Annotated in this window: 12 protein-coding genes, 1 tRNA gene and 1 pseudogene; 3 read left to right on the forward strand and 11 right to left on the reverse strand. The window is 36.1% G+C overall.

What is annotated here, in order from left to right; genetic code table 11:
- The 5 genes from P8M54_RS05395 to porU form a co-directional block, all read right to left on the reverse strand.
- Positions 1-444, reverse strand: a 444-nt coding sequence (locus P8M54_RS05395; RefSeq protein ID WP_300285994.1) for a biotin/lipoyl-containing protein, incomplete at its 3' end; no start/stop codon positions are given.
- Positions 445-446: 2 nt separating this feature from the next.
- Positions 447-1,445 carry a pyruvate dehydrogenase (acetyl-transferring) E1 component subunit alpha gene (gene pdhA, locus P8M54_RS05400; protein WP_300285996.1) on the reverse strand — a complete coding sequence of 333 codons (999 nt, stop codon included), beginning with the start codon at positions 1,443-1,445 and terminating at the stop codon, positions 447-449.
- A 142-nt stretch (positions 1,446-1,587) separates the two neighbouring features.
- On the reverse strand, positions 1,588-2,070 hold the full coding sequence (gene cdd, locus P8M54_RS05405) for a cytidine deaminase (RefSeq protein ID WP_300285998.1): 483 nt from the start codon (positions 2,068-2,070) through the stop codon (positions 1,588-1,590).
- A 71-nt stretch (positions 2,071-2,141) separates the two neighbouring features.
- Complete coding sequence (porV, locus tag P8M54_RS05410) at positions 2,142-3,338, reverse strand: type IX secretion system outer membrane channel protein PorV (RefSeq protein ID WP_300286001.1); 1,197 nt, start codon at positions 3,336-3,338, stop codon at positions 2,142-2,144.
- 39 nt (positions 3,339-3,377) lie between these two features.
- Positions 3,378-7,211 (reverse strand): type IX secretion system sortase PorU, encoded by a 3,834-nt coding sequence (gene porU / locus P8M54_RS05415; RefSeq protein WP_300286002.1) that lies wholly within the window; start codon positions 7,209-7,211, stop codon positions 3,378-3,380.
- A 206-nt stretch (positions 7,212-7,417) separates the two neighbouring features.
- Here porU and gldJ point away from each other — a divergent pair, with 206 nt between their 5' ends.
- The 3 genes from gldJ (at position 7,418) to P8M54_RS05430 (ending at position 12,210) form a co-directional block, all read left to right on the forward strand.
- Entirely contained in the window at positions 7,418-9,100 is a 1,683-nt protein-coding gene (gene gldJ / locus P8M54_RS05420) for a gliding motility lipoprotein GldJ (RefSeq protein WP_300286004.1), read from the forward strand.
- A 65-nt stretch (positions 9,101-9,165) separates the two neighbouring features.
- A complete protein-coding gene (gene murF / locus P8M54_RS05425) occupies positions 9,166-10,449 on the forward strand; it encodes a UDP-N-acetylmuramoyl-tripeptide--D-alanyl-D-alanine ligase (RefSeq protein ID WP_300286006.1) in 1,284 nt (427 codons plus the stop codon).
- 306 nt (positions 10,450-10,755) lie between these two features.
- On the forward strand, positions 10,756-12,210 hold the full coding sequence (locus P8M54_RS05430; RefSeq protein WP_300286008.1) for a glycoside hydrolase family 30 protein: 1,455 nt from the start codon (positions 10,756-10,758) through the stop codon (positions 12,208-12,210).
- A gap of 162 nt (positions 12,211-12,372) precedes the next feature.
- On the opposite strand, the gene P8M54_RS05435 is transcribed toward P8M54_RS05430, so the two are convergent.
- From P8M54_RS05435 to P8M54_RS05460, 6 genes and pseudogenes are all read right to left on the reverse strand, one after another.
- Positions 12,373-12,447: transfer RNA gene (locus tag P8M54_RS05435), tRNA-Val, on the reverse strand.
- 157 nt (positions 12,448-12,604) lie between these two features.
- Entirely contained in the window at positions 12,605-13,840 is a 1,236-nt protein-coding gene (locus tag P8M54_RS05440) for a folylpolyglutamate synthase/dihydrofolate synthase family protein (protein ID WP_300286010.1), read from the reverse strand.
- 31 nt (positions 13,841-13,871) lie between these two features.
- Positions 13,872-14,669: an energy transducer TonB gene (locus P8M54_RS05445; protein ID WP_300286012.1), complete on the reverse strand. Its 798-nt coding sequence runs from the start codon at positions 14,667-14,669 to the stop codon at positions 13,872-13,874.
- A 34-nt stretch (positions 14,670-14,703) separates the two neighbouring features.
- On the reverse strand, positions 14,704-15,096 hold the full coding sequence (locus tag P8M54_RS05450) for a biopolymer transporter ExbD (protein ID WP_300286014.1): 393 nt from the start codon (positions 15,094-15,096) through the stop codon (positions 14,704-14,706).
- Positions 15,097-15,098: 2 nt separating this feature from the next.
- A complete protein-coding gene (locus P8M54_RS05455) occupies positions 15,099-15,803 on the reverse strand; it encodes a MotA/TolQ/ExbB proton channel family protein (RefSeq protein WP_300286016.1) in 705 nt (234 codons plus the stop codon).
- Positions 15,804-16,018: 215 nt separating this feature from the next.
- Positions 16,019-16,420 (reverse strand): annotated as a pseudogene (locus tag P8M54_RS05460) (amino acid dehydrogenase); the annotation flags it as partial.

Here is a 16,420-nt window from a genome sequence, read left to right on the forward strand (position 1 = left end):
GTCTCCAACATTCTTTAACCAAGTTGCTACGGTACCTTCGGTCATCGTATCACTTAAACGCGGCATAGTTACTACAACAACTCCTTTTGGTAAAGCAGCTGATTTAGTTGAAGTTTCTTCTTTTGGTGCTTCGCTAGTTGCTGGCTCTTCTGTTTTTTCAGTTGCAGGAGCATCTCCTCCAGCCAATAATGCTGAAATGTCTTCTCCTTCTTTACCAATAATTGCTAGTAAAGAGTCTACTGGTGCAGTTTCTCCAGCAGGTATTCCAATATGTAATAGGATCCCTTCATTAAAGGATTCAAATTCCATTGTCGCTTTGTCTGTTTCTATTTCTGCTAGGATGTCTCCTTCGCTTACTTTATCTCCTACGTTTTTAAGCCAAGTTGCTACTGTTCCTTCCGTCATAGTGTCGCTCAATCGAGGCATTGTTACTTTGATTGCCATAATTATAGTTTATGAGGGATGAATGGATAGTTTTCTTGTTCGTATACCACGTCGTACAATTGCTGTACTGGTGGATAATCAGACTCCTCAGCAAAATCAACACACTCTTGAACTAGGTCTTTTACTCTTTGTTCAATTAGTTCGATTTCTTCTTCGGTAGCGTATTTGTTTTCCATGATTACATCTAAAACTTGTGTAATTGGATCGATTTTTTTGTATTCTTCTACTTCTTCTTTAGAACGGTACAATTGCGCATCAGACATTGAGTGTCCTCTGTAACGGTACGTTTTCATTTCTAAGAAAGTAGGTCCGTCTCCGCGACGTGCTCTATCAATTGCTTCTGTCATGGCTTCAGCAACTTTTACAGGATTCATTCCGTCAACTGGTCCACAAGGCATTTCATAACCTAAACCTAATTTCCAGATATCAGTATGATTTGCTGTTCTTTCTACTGAAGTTCCCATTGCGTATCCATTGTTTTCTACAATAAAAACTACTGGTAATTTCCATAGCATAGCCATGTTAAAAGCTTCGTGTAGAGAGCCTTGACGTGCAGCACCATCACCAAAGTAGGTCATAGTTACACCACCTGTTTCAAAATATTTATCAGCAAAAGCTAATCCAGCTCCTACCGGGATTTGTCCACCTACAATTCCGTGACCACCGTAAAAACGGTGTTCTTTTGAGAAAATATGCATAGAACCACCCATTCCTTTAGACGTTCCGGTCACTTTTCCTAAAAGTTCAGCCATTACACGTTTCGGATCTACACCCATACCAATAGGTTGAACGTGGTTTCTATAAGCCGTTATCATTTTATCTTTTGTCAAATCCATTGCATGCAACGCACCAGCAAGGACCGCCTCTTGGCCGTTGTATAAGTGAAGAAAACCTCTTACTTTTTGTTGTATGTATAATGCCGCAAGTTTGTCCTCAAACTTTCTCCACAGTAGCATATCTTCATACCACTTTAAATAAACCTCTTTTGTAACTTCTTTCATCTCTAATGTTCTTTTGCTAAAGTTTTATTGTGTTATCAATTAGTACCTATAACGCAAAAAAGTTCCTCATCCAAGTTTGCGAAACGCAAAAATAAGACATTCCAACTGAGAACTAAAATTTAAAAGCTAATTTTTAGGTTTTTTATAAGAAGTTTTTATCGAACATTAAAGGCAATAAGTTTTTTAATGAAGATGATTTATAGATGTCTCCTGATTCGCCCATAAAGTAGATTTCGATAGGTTGCTCTTGCTTTATTTCATATTCGGCAATAGACTGTCTGCAAGCGCCACAAGGCGGAATTGGTGACTCTGTTTTATTGGTGTCTGAAGCAGCTGTTATAGCCATTTGAACTATTTTGGCGTCGGGATACATAGATCCGGCGTAGAAAATAGCTACTCTCTCCGCACATAGACCAGAAGGGTAGGCGGCATTTTCTTGGTTGGAACCTAGAATTACTTCACCATTGTCCAGTAGGATTGCTGTTCCAACTTTAAATTTTGAGTAAGGCGCATAGGCTTTTTTTCTACTAGCTACTGCTTGCTCCATAAGTTCTTGAGTAGCAACAGGAAGTTCTGTTACTGCATTATAAACTGATAAGTCAGTTGTAATTGTTATGTTTTTCATAATGTTTTGAGGAAAAAAAATCCAAATTTCAATTGCTGAAATTTGGATGATTATTTTGAGTATATATTGAATTAATACGTTTCGTATTTGTCTCCAAAGTTGAATGTTAAAGAAAAACGCAATGTGTTTTCTAAAGGATTAGGGATTTTTGAAGCTGAGAATAAATAAGAAACGTCAATATTAACTGAGGTGTATTTAAAACCGGCTCCTAAAGAGAAAAATCTTCTAGCTCCTTTGTCAGGACTTTCATGAAAATAACCTAAGCGCATAGCAAATGAATCTTGATAGGAGTATTCAGCGCCTACTGAATAAGTTACCTCTTTAATTTCTTCCTTGATTCCTGATGGTGCGTCTCCAAATGATTTAAATATTCCAGAAACCCAACCAATAGATTTGTATTCTTGTGTTGCTAGGTCAAAATCAGTTGCGTCAACCGTACCGTCATTGTTGATGTCCTTTCCTGTGTAAGCAGTTCCGTTATAACCAACTTTAGGAGTTGGTACTAACAATTTGCTAAATTCAACATTTAAACCCACCTTATTGTAATCGTCTAAAATGAAATCAAATCCAGTACCCAATTTTAAGTTGGAAGGAATGAAGTTAGAATTAATCTGATCATTGTCATAGCTAATTTTAGGTCCAATATTTTGAATGTTAAATCCAGCTCTCCATCTACCATTAAATTCATTGTATGCAATTTCTTCGGATTGGTAAAAACCAGCGATGTCGATCGCAAATGTGTTCGCTGCTGTCGCATCTCCTGTATCAGTCCCTACTTTTAAATTAGATCGAATGTATCGTCCAGCAACTGCCATAGAAAATTTCTCACTTAGTTTCAAAGAGTATGAGCCGTCAAATGCAAATTCATTTGGAGATACAATTCTTACGTCTTCTGTTGGGTCACTTGTTTGTCGTAATTCGATGTCTCCAAAACCAAAATAGCGCAAACTTCCCGCGAAAGCTGCTCGTTCGCTTATTTTGTTAAAATAGGTGGCTTGTCCTAATGAAATGTCATTCGCTAAACCTGTTAGATAGGGTGTGTAGCTTACTGAAAATCCGTGTTTTTCGTTCGAAAAAGCAAATTTTGCAGGATTCCACTGCTGGGAGAAAGCATCTGTTGAAGTAGCGACACCGTTATCGGCCATTCCAGCTGCTCTCGCATCTGCAGCTACAAGTAAAAAGGGTAATGCTGTTGTTATTACTCTGTCCTGCGCTGTAACGCTTTGTATTGAGTAAATGCAAATTAATAAAAATAGTGTTTTTTTCATTTTAAATTTTAAAAATCATTGGACAAATATAGTATTTTCTTAAAGTATTACAAGTTTTTCAAACTTTTCTGTTTTCTTATTTGTTAAGCTAGATTTCACCGTCAATTTATAGATGTAAACTCCTTTTCCTATTCTGCTTCCAAAATCATCTTTGCCATCCCAAGTAAGTTCTCTCGACAAAAATCCATCCGTTGTAATTAATTGGTTTTTTGTCCAAACCACTTTTCCTGTAATTGTCATAACTTGTATTTGCACCTCCAGCGGTTCAAATGGTCGGTTGTGTGTAAACCAAAATTCAGTGTAATTTACAAAAGGATTGGGATAATTAAGAACGTTTGTTAGCGTAATTCCTTCATCGGAAACCACTAAAAATTGAATCTCTACAGTGGTAGGGTTGTTGTATACATCCCATGCTTTGACGACTATGGTGTGCAAACCGGGAGCAATATTTCTTAAAGGGAACCTCAGGCTGCCTTTCGTAAAATCATCACTATTGGTTTGATAGTAGTCATTTAATTTAAAGGTGTTGTTAACATCTCCGTCTAAAACAGCGGTAATATCGTGACCAATACCGCTCGCGGTGTTTATCCCGTTCTCATCTTCTAATAAAACCAATAAAAAAGGAGAGCTGTCTGTTATCCCGCCCGAAACAAAAGTTTCGTCATTCATATATAACTTTACTTTTGGACTAATATTGTCTTGAACCGCATTTTGGTTTATTCCGCCTACCTTAATAGTGGTGTCGTATCCAGTTTGGTTTTCAGTAGTTCCCGTTTTTGATGCGTAAAAGCTAATTCTTCCATTGTTGAGAGGGATCGTAATGTCTCTGGGAACGACAAAATTAAACTCAAATAACCCATTAGTTACAGATGCATTTCCTCTAAAGATTGTTTCACCTAAGGTGGTGAAATTAATTTGAGGGCTGTTGTTGTCATTGTTAAAGGTGGTTTGGGTGCTATTTTTATCGAAAATTGCTGTGGCCACAGTTCCGGTATAAGTAGTTAGTAGGGTATCGTTTTCATCTGTTATTTCTCCAGATAGCTTAATCCGTGCTAATGATTTTAAATCGTCAATGGTTTGTGAAATAGGTATATCATTTACTTTAGTCAGCCTGATTTTTGGTTTCGGGATTGCTAATTTTATGGCTGGATCGCCAATGTAAAAAACCACATTAGTCGAGGAGTTGGGATTGTTGTTTTTAGCAATTCGCAATGCCTCTGCAATTGAAGTATATTCGTTGGAGTCATACGATAGTAGGGTAGCATTTAATCTGTCATTAAAATTTTCGCCATTAAACTGCGATATTTCTCTGATGGTGGTTATCATGGCTATTGCTCCACCTTTTGGATTCCAATAGGTGTATTCTCCTGCTGTAGGTCTGTATGGATTGTCAAATCGAGAAAACTCACAAGTTATCGTAATGAATAACGGGTATTTGTATTGGTTACTTAGGTTTTGGCTATCAGATTTTTCCCAAATCCGTTCAGCTGCCAATCCGTCCTCACCTCCATGACCAAGATAGTTAAAGATTAAAGCACCTTTTTCGAATGCATTGAAAATATCGGTCCTAGCTTTGGGATACCTAAATCCTCCTGCAGATGCTTCTTGGGCATAGGAGTCCAAAATTATTTTATTTATATTTAAAAATGGTTTCTTAGTAGCAATCATATCTGCCAAATTATTTTGGCGCTCTTGTAAACTAGCATCGGAAGGGATGTCAGAATCGTCACTGATTATGACAACGTTATTTCTCCAATTGCCAAGTGCTTTTGTATCGTGGTATTGCAACACTTTATTGACCATCTCCTCAGCTTGAAGCGCGTCATTAACTAACATACGTCCAACTGTAATATCAATTCCTCCGAAAAAAGAAATGATATTGCCTTCATTTGCATCCATTAATCCGTAAAAATCATCCGAAGCGAAGCAAGATTCTCCTATTGAATTGCTATTTAAAGCATGATAAATAGGAACAACATTGGTATTGTTTGGGATTCTGTTTTTGTAGTCATAAGAGGCATCTCCGAAAAGATTAATGTATTTTAATTTTTTATCAGCAGCGGAGGCATTGTCATATATGTATTTTATGCAGTTACGTATTGCTGCAATGTCTTGTTTACCTGATGAAAATTCTTGATAAATAGATTCGGTAGTAAGCACTTTTACATTTAGATTCGAATAGGAGCGATGGAAATTAGCTAATTTTTCGGCCTGCATGCTCAAGCTAGTAGGCGTAATTATTACGTAGTCTACATCGGTAAATTGACCTTGATTATTTTTAAAAATAGTCCCTTTTATGTTTTGATTCGGAATTTTAGTTTTGTTTTCTCTTAAAGGGCTATAGAAATCTGATGGATCAATCGCAATATATTTTTTTAGCATGCCTAAATTAGCCTTAAATGACAAAAGATCTTTTTTGTCATTTAAAATAGTGCTGATGGTGGTTAGGTCGGTAATGTCCCAAATTTCATTCAGTCCGGCAGCGTTGCTGAAATTATATTGAATAACGCCTGAGTTGTTAGCTGCAAGGTCGTATTGAAAATGGAATTGCTTTCCGTAGCCCTGAAGTTTTCTTTTAGCGATTACGTTAATGTAGTCCAAATACCCTTTGGATCCGGGCACACCATTATTATTGTAGGTAATTCTAATTGTAGTATTATCACTTCCTGTGGCGGTAGTGTTGTTGGGTAAGGAGCCAACATTAAAGTTGATTCCAGAGTTGGCAGTAATCGCAGCTATGGAGGCGCTGCCATTATTTTGCCCATTTACATTTACAGTAAAAGAAGTTTGGGTAAAGGCTGCTGCTGCAAATGTTGCACTAATTTTGAGAGGAATAGTAGCGTCGATATTGGGGAAGGTGAAGCTAAATTCTTGTTCAGATTTAAAATCAAATGCTTCGCCAAACCATTGTCTCCCTAGTCTACTAATGTTGATTGCGTCAATTTCGTGAAACTGATGGTCATCAAAACTATCGAGTTGAAGTGTGCTATTTACTGTGGGTTGGACATTATTTTGGATTCGTTTTCCATTGACTGATGATGTGCTAATGTAATAGTAGGACTTGCTGTCGTACAAGTTAAGATTGGTTTGGCTTTCTGAGTTCCAGTTTTCAATGCCTTCACCATAAAATAAGATGTAGTCTTCGTTGTTGAACGTGCCGTCGTCCTCTCCTATAATCTTTATTGCGTTTTCGGTTAAGTCGATAGGATAGGGAATATTGTTAGATAGCGGAAGCATTCTGCCTCCTGCGCCATACAAGCTAATTCGTCTAGGATCTATGGAGTTGGTATTCATGCCTAGATCATCTAAAAACTTTTTAGAAATCTTGTATACCCCTGATTTTTCAATGTAAAATCGGTACCAATCACCTGATGCAAGAACGGAGTTGGTTATCGCACTTGTTGTTTTGCTTTGTAAGTTATTTTTTGAGCTTTGGTTATTTACGATTTGGTAGGTAAAAGATCGAATTCTTCTGAGTCCAAATTCATCATTTATAATTGGAGTTACTGATAAAAAAGTTTCGAACTTATTTCTTGATTGGGCAGTTTTGACAAAAGCTTGTGGGCTTCTAGGTAGGCTTTCTTTTAGTAAGTCTCCCAAGTCATTTGTGGCAATGTTTTCGTAAACAACGTTTTCTAGTAGTACGGAAGCTCCTTCTGAGGCAATTATGTTTGTTATTTTGTTCCTGTATAAAATGGCTTTTTTGGCAGGGTCATATTGGAATGAATCTCCATTGAATTGCGGGATATTTATGGTTGAGCTTCCGTACTGAAGTGCTGTTTTTTTATTCCATTCAATGACAATATCACCACTATTTTGAGCAATAGAGGTAATTGAAAGTAAGAATAATGCACATAAAAGCAGGTTTTTCATTTTTTTTAGGGCAAAGAGATGAAACTATATTCAGTAAATTAGGTAAAAATATAGCTTTTACTATAAAAATAAATAATAAATAGTATAAATTTGCGTTGTGAATATTGATGCGAATGTAAAGAATGTGAATTTATTTAAATTTACATTGCATCTCTTCAGTAAATTGTTATATTGCGTCACCTTAAATCTCACTTTTTTTTAATAGTATGAAAGTAAATAAAGTTATAACCTTGCCATTGATGTTGTCAGTAATGACATTAATAGGAATATCAAGTTGTAGTAAAAAGTCTAGTTCTAATAACACATCTAGAGGAACTGGGTGGAACGTAGATAACAAAAAAGTACAAGCTGCTAAAAAACAAGAGGCTGGACCTGGTTTAGTATTTGTTGAAGGCGGTACATTCACCATGGGTAAAGTACAAGATGACGTGATGCACGATTGGAATAATACGCCAACTCAGCAGCATGTTCAGTCTTTTTATATGGACGAGACTGAAGTGACTAATTTCATGTATTTGGAGTATCTAGATTGGTTAAAAAGTGTTTTTCCTCCAGAAGAAGAGAATTATAGACATATATATGAAGGTGCTTCACCTGATACGTTGGTATGGAGAAATAGGTTAGGTTATAATGAAACAATGACTAACAATTATTTAAGACATCCAGCCTATGCAAATTATCCTGTTGTAGGTGTGAACTGGATCCAAGCTAATGAATTTAGTAAATGGAGGACAGATCGTGTGAACGAAGCAATACTTGAAAAGAAAGGATATTTGAAGAAAAATGCCAAAACGGATGATGTTAGTGCGGAAAGCTCTTTTAGCACTGACACTTACCTAGCTGCTCCTACCATGACATACGGCGGAAATGAAGAGATAGTTTTGAAGGGTCCGAAAGGAGCAAAGAATAAAGGTAAAGCGGGGAAAGACGGTACAGTGACAGAACCCAAAAACGTTTACGCGCAAAGGTCTTCTGGTATACTTTTGCCAGAATATAGACTTCCAACTGAAGCAGAATGGGAATATGCTGCTGCAGCGGATGTAGGTCAAAGAGAATATAATATTTACAAAGGTCAAAAGAAATATCCTTGGTCAGGAAGTTACACTCGTTCTGGAAAAAGACAATCCAAAGGAGATCAGTTAGCTAACTTTAAACAAGGCACTGGTGATTATGGCGGAATTGCAGGTTGGTCTGATGATGGTGCTGATATAACAAATGAGGTTAAGAAATATCCAGCAAATGATTTTGGTTTATACGACATGGCCGGAAATGTAGCTGAATGGGTTGCCGATGTTTATCGTCCTATAATAGATAACGAAGCGAATGATTTTAATTATTTTAGAGGTAATACCTATACTAAAAATAAAATTGGAGCTGACGGAAAAGTTGAAATTGTGACACTTGAGACTATGAAAAAGGATACTCTTAGCAATGGTAAAATTATAGTAAGAAGTTTACCTGGTCAAATAGCTCAGGTTCCTGTTGATGAACAAGAGACATATTTAAGACAGAATTTTAGTAAAAGCAACAATATAAATTATCGTGACGGTGATAAGCAATCGTCTAAATATTATAGTTTTGGAGAATCCGAGTCTGATGATGCGGATAAAAAGATTGATAAAATGTACAACTCGCCTAAGCATAATGTAACTACTGATAGTTTAGGGATCATGGTTAGAAAATTTGATAGGTCTAGTAAAAGAACTACATTTATAGATGACAAAGTAAGAGTGTATAAAGGTGGATCTTGGAGAGATAGAGCGTATTGGTTAGATCCAGCACAGCGCAGATATTTTCCTCAGGATATGGCAACAGATTACATTGGATTTAGATGTGCAATGTCAAAAGTTGGTCCAAAAGCAGAAAAGAAGAAATCAGCTAGAAATTAATTTTTATATAAAATAACAGTAAAAAGCCCTTTCATTAGGGCTTTTTATTTTTAAATCACTTTTTAATGGATATTAGTACTATTCACGGTTTGTTTTTGAAATGTAGTTCCATTTCAATAGATACAAGAAAAATTGAAAAAAACTCTTTATTTGTAGCGATTAAAGGTGATAATTTTGATGCCAATACGTTTGCAAAAGAGGCTTTTGAAAAAGGGGCATTGTATGTTATTATTGATAATGAATCCTATTATATTGATGAAAGAACAATTCTTGTCAACGATAGCTTAAAAGCACTCCAAGAGTTGGCAAAGTTTCATCGTGCCTATTTAAAACTACCAATAATTGCATTGACTGGGAGTAATGGTAAGACCACAACTAAGGAGCTTATTCATGTTGTGTTAGCTAAAAAATACAATACTAAAGCAACGATTGGAAACTTAAACAATCATATTGGAGTCCCTTTAACGTTACTTTCCTTTACAGCAGATACTGAAATTGGTATTGTAGAAATGGGTGCTAATCATAAAAAAGAAATTGAATTTTTATGTGATTTAGCGCTTCCAGATTATGGGTATATTACCAATTTTGGGAAAGCGCATCTCGAGGGTTTTGGAGGAGTAGAAGGTGTTATTGAAGGTAAAAGTGAAATGTATCAAAATTTGAAGCGACATAACAAATTAGTTTTTGTAAACAGTGATGATGCGATTCAGCTTAATAGATCCAATCAAATGAACGTTTTTTCTTTTGGTTCAAATAAGACCGATGTTGATCTAAAAATTGATTCGGTTACCGCCAATCCTTTTGTTGTTATTTCTTATGGGGAGACTACTATTACTTCGCATCTAATAGGTTTATACAATGCTATTAATTTAAATGCGGCTATTGCAATTGGTAAGCACTTTAAAGTTAGTGATGATCTAATCAAGGAAGCGCTAGAGTCGTATGTCCCGGAAAATAACAGATCGCAAATGTTGAAGAAAGGGAGTAATCAAATCATACTAGATGCGTACAATGCAAACCCGAGTAGTATGGCAGTTGCTATTGATAATTTTGTGCAATTGGGTGAACCCAATAAAATAATGGTTCTGGGTGATATGTTTGAATTAGGTACAGAAAGCTTGTTTGAACACAGTATAATCGTTGAAAGATTAACGAGAATAAAAGACTGTAATTGTTTTCTAATAGGATCTAATTTTTATTCGAATAGAGTGGCAGAAGCTCATTTGAAATTCTTTCCTTCTTTTGAAGAGTTTGTAATTTATTTAAAGAATCTAGCTATTAAAAATAGTATTATTTTAATTAAAGGTAGCAGAGGTATGGCGCTGGAACGTACTTTGGATTTTCTATAATTAATTGAGTGCTTACTAAAATTTTTAAACACCCACTTCTTTATTTGAAGTGGGTGTTTTCTTTTTGCAGAAATTGAATTTTTACTCAACTAATTTCTCTTTGTTAACGGACGACCTAGTAGGTGTTTCTGTTAAATTACTTTAGAATACTTTTAGCTACCTGTTTCAATACAGTTGCCTTTTTACTAAGATGTTATCGGTTTTTATTTTTTTTTAGTTTAATTTTAGCTAAGGAAATGGTTGTAGAAATGATCATGTTAAGTTATACTCGTTTATATTATAAAACAGCTTTTAAAATCCATTATTATGAAAATAGGAAGTCCAGTTTTTTTGTTATTCTTTTGTTTTAGTGGGTTCGCCCAAACGTTAAAAAAAGTAGATGTTTTTAGTACGAAGGGTAAAACGGCTACCGTGTTTACAACGGCGGAAAACACAAATTTAAGATTACAAAAGACGCAGGTAGATTTACAATTTACAGAATTGAAGCAACCAATGGAAACGCAACTTTGCGTTTTTGTTAATCCAACTAAAACCTTTCAAACCTATCTTGGAATTGGAGGGGCTATAACAGACGCCAGTGCAGAAGTTTTTGCTAAATTGACCAAAGAAAATCAACAAGAATTTTTAAACGCTTACTACAATAAAGAAAAAGGGATCGGATATTCTATTATTAGGACTAATATTCATAGTTGTGATTTTAGTTCAGGAAGTTACACCTATGTAGCTGAAGGGGATAAAGATTTAAAGACATTCAATATCGATCACGATAAGACGTATAGAATACCGTTGATTAAAAAAGCCATTGCTACCGCTGGTGGTAAAGCTACAGTTTATGCTAGTCCGTGGAGTCCTCCTGCATTTATGAAAGATACTAACAGTATGTTGCAAGGAGGTAAGTTACTTCCGGAGTATTATCAGGCTTGGGCTAATTATTACATAAAATTTATTAAGAGCTACGAAAAAGAGGGGATTCCTATTTGGGGGTTAACGGTACAGAATGAGCCAATGGCAAAACAAACGTGGGAGTCTTGTATTTACACGGCTGAAGAGGAGCGCGATTTTGTAAAAAACTTTTTAGGGCCATCGCTTAAAAAAGCGGGGTTAGGTGATAGAAAGCTTACCGTGTGGGATCATAATCGCGATTTAATGACACAAAGAGCGTCTACAATTCTTGATGATCCAGAGGCTAGTAAATATGTTTGGGGTATTGGTTTTCATTGGTATGAAAGCTGGAGTGGGGGAGCATCTATGTTTGAAAATGTTGGGAAAGTTCATGAAATGTATCCTGAGAAAAATTTATTGTTTACCGAAGGTTGTGTTGAGAAGTTTGACTATAGCAAATTGCAGCTTTGGGTAAATGGTGAACGTTATGGTGAGTCTATGATTCAAGATTTTAATAATGGTACTGTAGGTTGGACTGATTGGAATGTTTTACTAGATCAAAATGGAGGTCCTAATCATGTGGGTAATTTTTGCTTTGCGCCGCTTCATGGAGATACAAGAACGGGTACTTTAATTTATACGCCTTCCTATTATTATATTGGTCATTTTTCAAAATTTATAGGTAAGGAGGCTAAAAGAGTGAGCAGTGTATCTAGCCGCAGTTCGTTAGTGACGACCTCTTTTTTAAATCAAGATGGGAAGGTGGTAACCATTGTTATGAATAAAACAGATAAAGAACTAGACTATAACCTATGTATCGAAACTGAGGCGACATCTATAAAAATTCTGCCACATGCTATTCAAACAATACTGTTTTAAAAAGGAATTTTATAAACCCTTAGGATAATGTGTGTTCGATAAGTATAATTCGGTTATGCTTTTGTAATTCTTCAATGTCAATTAATACAAAGTTCTTGAATTTCAAAAAAAATGAAATTATTCCAAAAAAAAAAACTCCTTAATATCTTAAGGAGTTTTTTGTGGGCGATGAGGGGTTCGAACCCCCGACCCCCTCGGTGTAAACGAGGTGCTCTGAACCAGCTGAGCTAATCGCCCTATTTTACTAGGTTGCTATCATTTCCTGATTGCGAGTGCAAATATATAGTTGTTTTTCGTTTCTGCAAAATGTTTTTGCAATTATTTTACCAATACGTATTGCTTTTTTTATATGTGTCTGAATCGTAAATAGTTGTAGTTGCTAAAATAAATGCGATTACAGCTGCGTGCTTACCGGTACTTCTGCTACAACAAAGGTGCTGCCACCAATGTATATAAAGTCATTTTGGGAAGCGTTTTCCATGGCGGCCTCGTAGGCATTTGAAACAGAATGGTATAGGTTGCCCATAAGGGAGAATTCCGCTGCTTTGCTTTGTAAAACTGTAGCATCTAATCCACGAGGAATATTGGGTTTGCAAAAATAGTAGATGGCTTCTTTAGGAAATAGGGGCAATACTTCGTCTAAATTCTTGTCATTAACAACTCCAAATACGATATGTAGTTGTTGGTATTTTTCTCTTTTAATTTGATTGAGAACAATCGTTAAACCTTCTGCATTGTGTGCAGTGTCAACGATGGTTTTAGGTTTAGCGTTTATTTGTTGCCATCTTCCTTGTAAGCCTGTATTCGAAACAACCTGTGCTAAACCAGTTTTTATGCATTCCTCATTAACTTTGAATTCTGTTGTTTTGTTAAGGATTACAAGTGTTTGCAGTACTGTTTTTTTATTTTGTTCTTGGTAGTCACCAAGTAAATCGGATTCGTATGAGGTTTGTATTAGATCGGATGCAAAATAAATCGATGCTGCATTATCTTTGGCTTTGGCCAAAAAAACTTCCTTGGTTTCCGTTGTGTACTCACCAATTACAACCGGGACATTAAGTTTTATGATGCCCGCTTTTTCCTGAGCAATTAATGGGATGGTGTTTCCTAAAAACTGCGTATGATCTAATCCTATATTGGTTATGACTGACACCAACGAATTAATTACGTTGGTGGCATCAAGTCGGCCACCCATGCCTACTTCGATTATAGCGATGTCTACTTTTTCGTGTTTGAAATAAGAAAACGCTAATCCTACACTCATTTCAAAAAAACTAATATCGTTCGCCTCAAAAAAGGCCTTATTCTCATTGATAAACGAACAAACAAAATCTTCAGATATTTCGATTCCGTTAATTTTAATGCGTTCTCTGTAGTCTTTAAGGTGTGGTGAAGTATAAAGGCCTACTTTGTAGTTTGCTTCTTGTAATACGGAGGCTAGCATGTGCGAAGTTGAGCCTTTTCCGTTGGTTCCCGCCACATGAACGCACTTTAGATCTTGTTGCGGGTTATTGAGATGGTCTAACAAGCGAACGGTATTTGTCAAGTCTTTTTTATAAGCCGATGCGCCTTGAAGTTGGTACATTGGAAGTTGACTGAACATCCAATCCGTTGTTTCTTGATAATTCATTTGAGTGTTTTTGACGTCTAAAGGGGTTTGTTTATTCGCCTAGTTTAAAGTTCACAGTAATAAAACCTATTTGTGTTTCGGGTGCGTTAGAGTCTGGTTGCCATTTATACTTTCTGGCTGTTGCCAAAGCGGGCTCGACTAAACAAGGATTGGTATTGGTTGTTCCTTTTGTGTATTTAGCTGCAATCACATTTCCGCTTCTGTTTACAGTGATTTGTACGACAACCGTACCAAATTCATTGCACTTTTGTACTTCTTTTCCTCTCGAGCTAATGCTTCGTCCGTTCAGTCCCCAGCCGCTTCCATTTCCTGTTCCGCCACCGGATCCATAGTAGCTATTGGCATATGGATTGCCGTTTATGCTACCTTTATCGCCAGCAGTATTGTCAGGTCCTTCGCCACCTTGTGCTTTTCCATCTGATTTTGGGCCATTAATTAAGCTTGATAGCGCATCAGAGGTGCTTTTCGATGGTTTAGGGTTTTCTTTGGGCTTGGGTTTAACTTCTTCAGTCGCGACCTGTTTTGTAGGTTGTGCTTTTTTTACTTCCTTAATAACAACTGCCTCTTCTATATCTTGAGATAATACTTCGTCGTCACTTGACGCGGCTGATTTAGCTGCGGTTGGCTGCGGTGCTGATTGAATGGGTTCAGTAGGTTGAATGTCTCCAGAGCCAAATTCAGTGGTGCCAAAATTAATGGCAATTCCGTTTTCTGGTGGCGGGTCTAAAGATGTTAATCCTAAATAGAAAAACAAAACAAAAAGAATCACAAAAATTATTGATGTGATGACAAATGATTTCTTTTCTTCTTTTGTATCTAAATATTTCATGTAGAAGGAATCGGTTTTCTATAGTTCAGTATAATTATTTCGGCCTTACAGCTAAAACTACTTTAATTTGATTTCTATTTGCGATGTCTAAAACATTCACCGCTTTTTCAATTGGTACCCCTTCTTCAGCTCGTAAAATAATAGCTTTAGTGTTGTCAGCTGTAAAAAGAGATAGTAATTTTGACTCTAATTCCGCTTCTGCAACTGGTTCTTTATCAATAAAAAATTCTAGTTTTTTATTGATGCTGACCGCGATATTTTTGTTGCTATCGGTCTTTCCTTTCGCTTTTGGCAAAACTAAATCCAATGCGTTCGTAGTTACCATCGTCGATGTTAGCATGAAAAATATCAAAAGTAAAAAAACGATATCTGTCATGGATGACATGTTGAATTCGGCACTAACCTTATTTCTTCCTCGTAAATTCATAATTATGCTGGGTCATTAAGTAAATCTAAGAAGTCAACAGCATTAGCTTCCATTTGATGTACGATTTTATCAGTTTTTACTACTAGGTGATTGTATCCTACGTAAGCAATAATCCCTACAACAAGTCCAACAACAGTTGTTGTCATTGCGGTGTATATCCCTTCTGACAAGGCGCCAACTTCGATTTGTCCACCGGCACTAGCCATTTTGTGAAACGCTTGAATCATTCCTACAACTGTTCCTAAGAAACCTGTCATCGGGCCAGCACCAGAAATAGTGGCCAGCATACTTACATTTTTTTCTAGTTTATAGATTTCAAGTTTTCCCGCGTTTTCAATAGCGGTATTGATATCTTCTAAGGGTTTTCCAATGCGTGAAATTCCTTTTTCGATTAATCGTGCAACAGGTGATTTAGAGTGGGCGCAAGCTATTTTAGCATTATCGATACGACCGTTTCTGATATTATCTCTAATTTGACTCATAAAATTACTATCGATCTGTGATGCTGCATTGATTGCCATCAAACGCTCAAAGTAAAGATAAAGTGCTACGAAAAACATTAAAAATAAGGCGACCATAATAATTTGACCGGCTAATCCTCCGCTAGTTAGTAACTCAATGATGGATAATGTTTTCTCAACAGGAACTGCGTCTGCTAGGTTTTCATTGGCAACAGATAAAGTATCTGCTTGTAACAATAGGCTCATATAATTTTTCTTTGTTATTGAAACGCTAATATATTATAAAAATTGTTAGTTTTTCAGATTAAAATCCTAAAGAAATTAGACAGTATGCAGTCTAGTTGTTAGGAAATAAAAAAATCAGTTTGATAAATTTACAGTGCTGTATTTTTATCAAACTGATTATTGCATTCATAGGAAGCAATCTGTTATTATTGCTTAGAATAAAAGGAGGGCTTATGTTATACTAATTGTTTCAAAGCTATTTCAAATGCGGTAGCACTTATGTTTGTTTTGGAATTATTTATGGCGTGTGCTTTTTCGATTGCATTTTTGATGATTTCTGAGGTATCCTGAAAAACAGCCTCATCAGTCATTTGAACTTTTTTCTCCATGAAATAAGCAAATACACGAGCCATACCACAGTTAGAAATGAAATCTGGAATTAAGCTCACTTTGTTATCTACGTTTTCCATAATTGGACCAAAAAAGATTGCTTTATCAGCAAAAGGAACGTTAGCTCCACAAGAAATAACTTCTAAGCCATTGGCAATTAAGTTGTCAATTTGCGATTGCGCTACTAAACGAGAGGCAGCACATGGTGTAAAAATCTCCGCGCCAATTGTCCATATTTTTTCATTGAT

The organism is Flavobacterium sp. (genome assembly GCF_029242675.1).
Taxonomy (GTDB): Bacteria; Bacteroidota; Bacteroidia; order Flavobacteriales; family Flavobacteriaceae; genus Flavobacterium.

Coding starts and splice junctions, on each gene's coding strand:
- P8M54_RS05440 (WP_300286010.1), bottom strand. CDS start 13,840: ATGAATTATCAAGAAACAACGGATTGGATGTTCAGTCAACTTCCAATG.
- pdhA (WP_300285996.1), bottom strand. CDS start 1,445: ATGAAAGAAGTTACAAAAGAGGTTTATTTAAAGTGGTATGAAGATATG.
- P8M54_RS05450 (WP_300286014.1), bottom strand. CDS start 15,096: ATGAATTTACGAGGAAGAAATAAGGTTAGTGCCGAATTCAACATGTCA.
- murF (WP_300286006.1), top strand. CDS start 9,166: ATGGATATTAGTACTATTCACGGTTTGTTTTTGAAATGTAGTTCCATT.
- cdd (WP_300285998.1), bottom strand. CDS start 2,070: ATGAAAAACATAACAATTACAACTGACTTATCAGTTTATAATGCAGTA.
- porU (WP_300286002.1), bottom strand. CDS start 7,211: ATGAAAAACCTGCTTTTATGTGCATTATTCTTACTTTCAATTACCTCT.
- P8M54_RS05445 (WP_300286012.1), bottom strand. CDS start 14,669: ATGAAATATTTAGATACAAAAGAAGAAAAGAAATCATTTGTCATCACA.
- gldJ (WP_300286004.1), top strand. CDS start 7,418: ATGAAAGTAAATAAAGTTATAACCTTGCCATTGATGTTGTCAGTAATG.
- P8M54_RS05430 (WP_300286008.1), top strand. CDS start 10,756: ATGAAAATAGGAAGTCCAGTTTTTTTGTTATTCTTTTGTTTTAGTGGG.
- P8M54_RS05455 (WP_300286016.1), bottom strand. CDS start 15,803: ATGAGCCTATTGTTACAAGCAGATACTTTATCTGTTGCCAATGAAAAC.
- porV (WP_300286001.1), bottom strand. CDS start 3,338: ATGAAAAAAACACTATTTTTATTAATTTGCATTTACTCAATACAAAGC.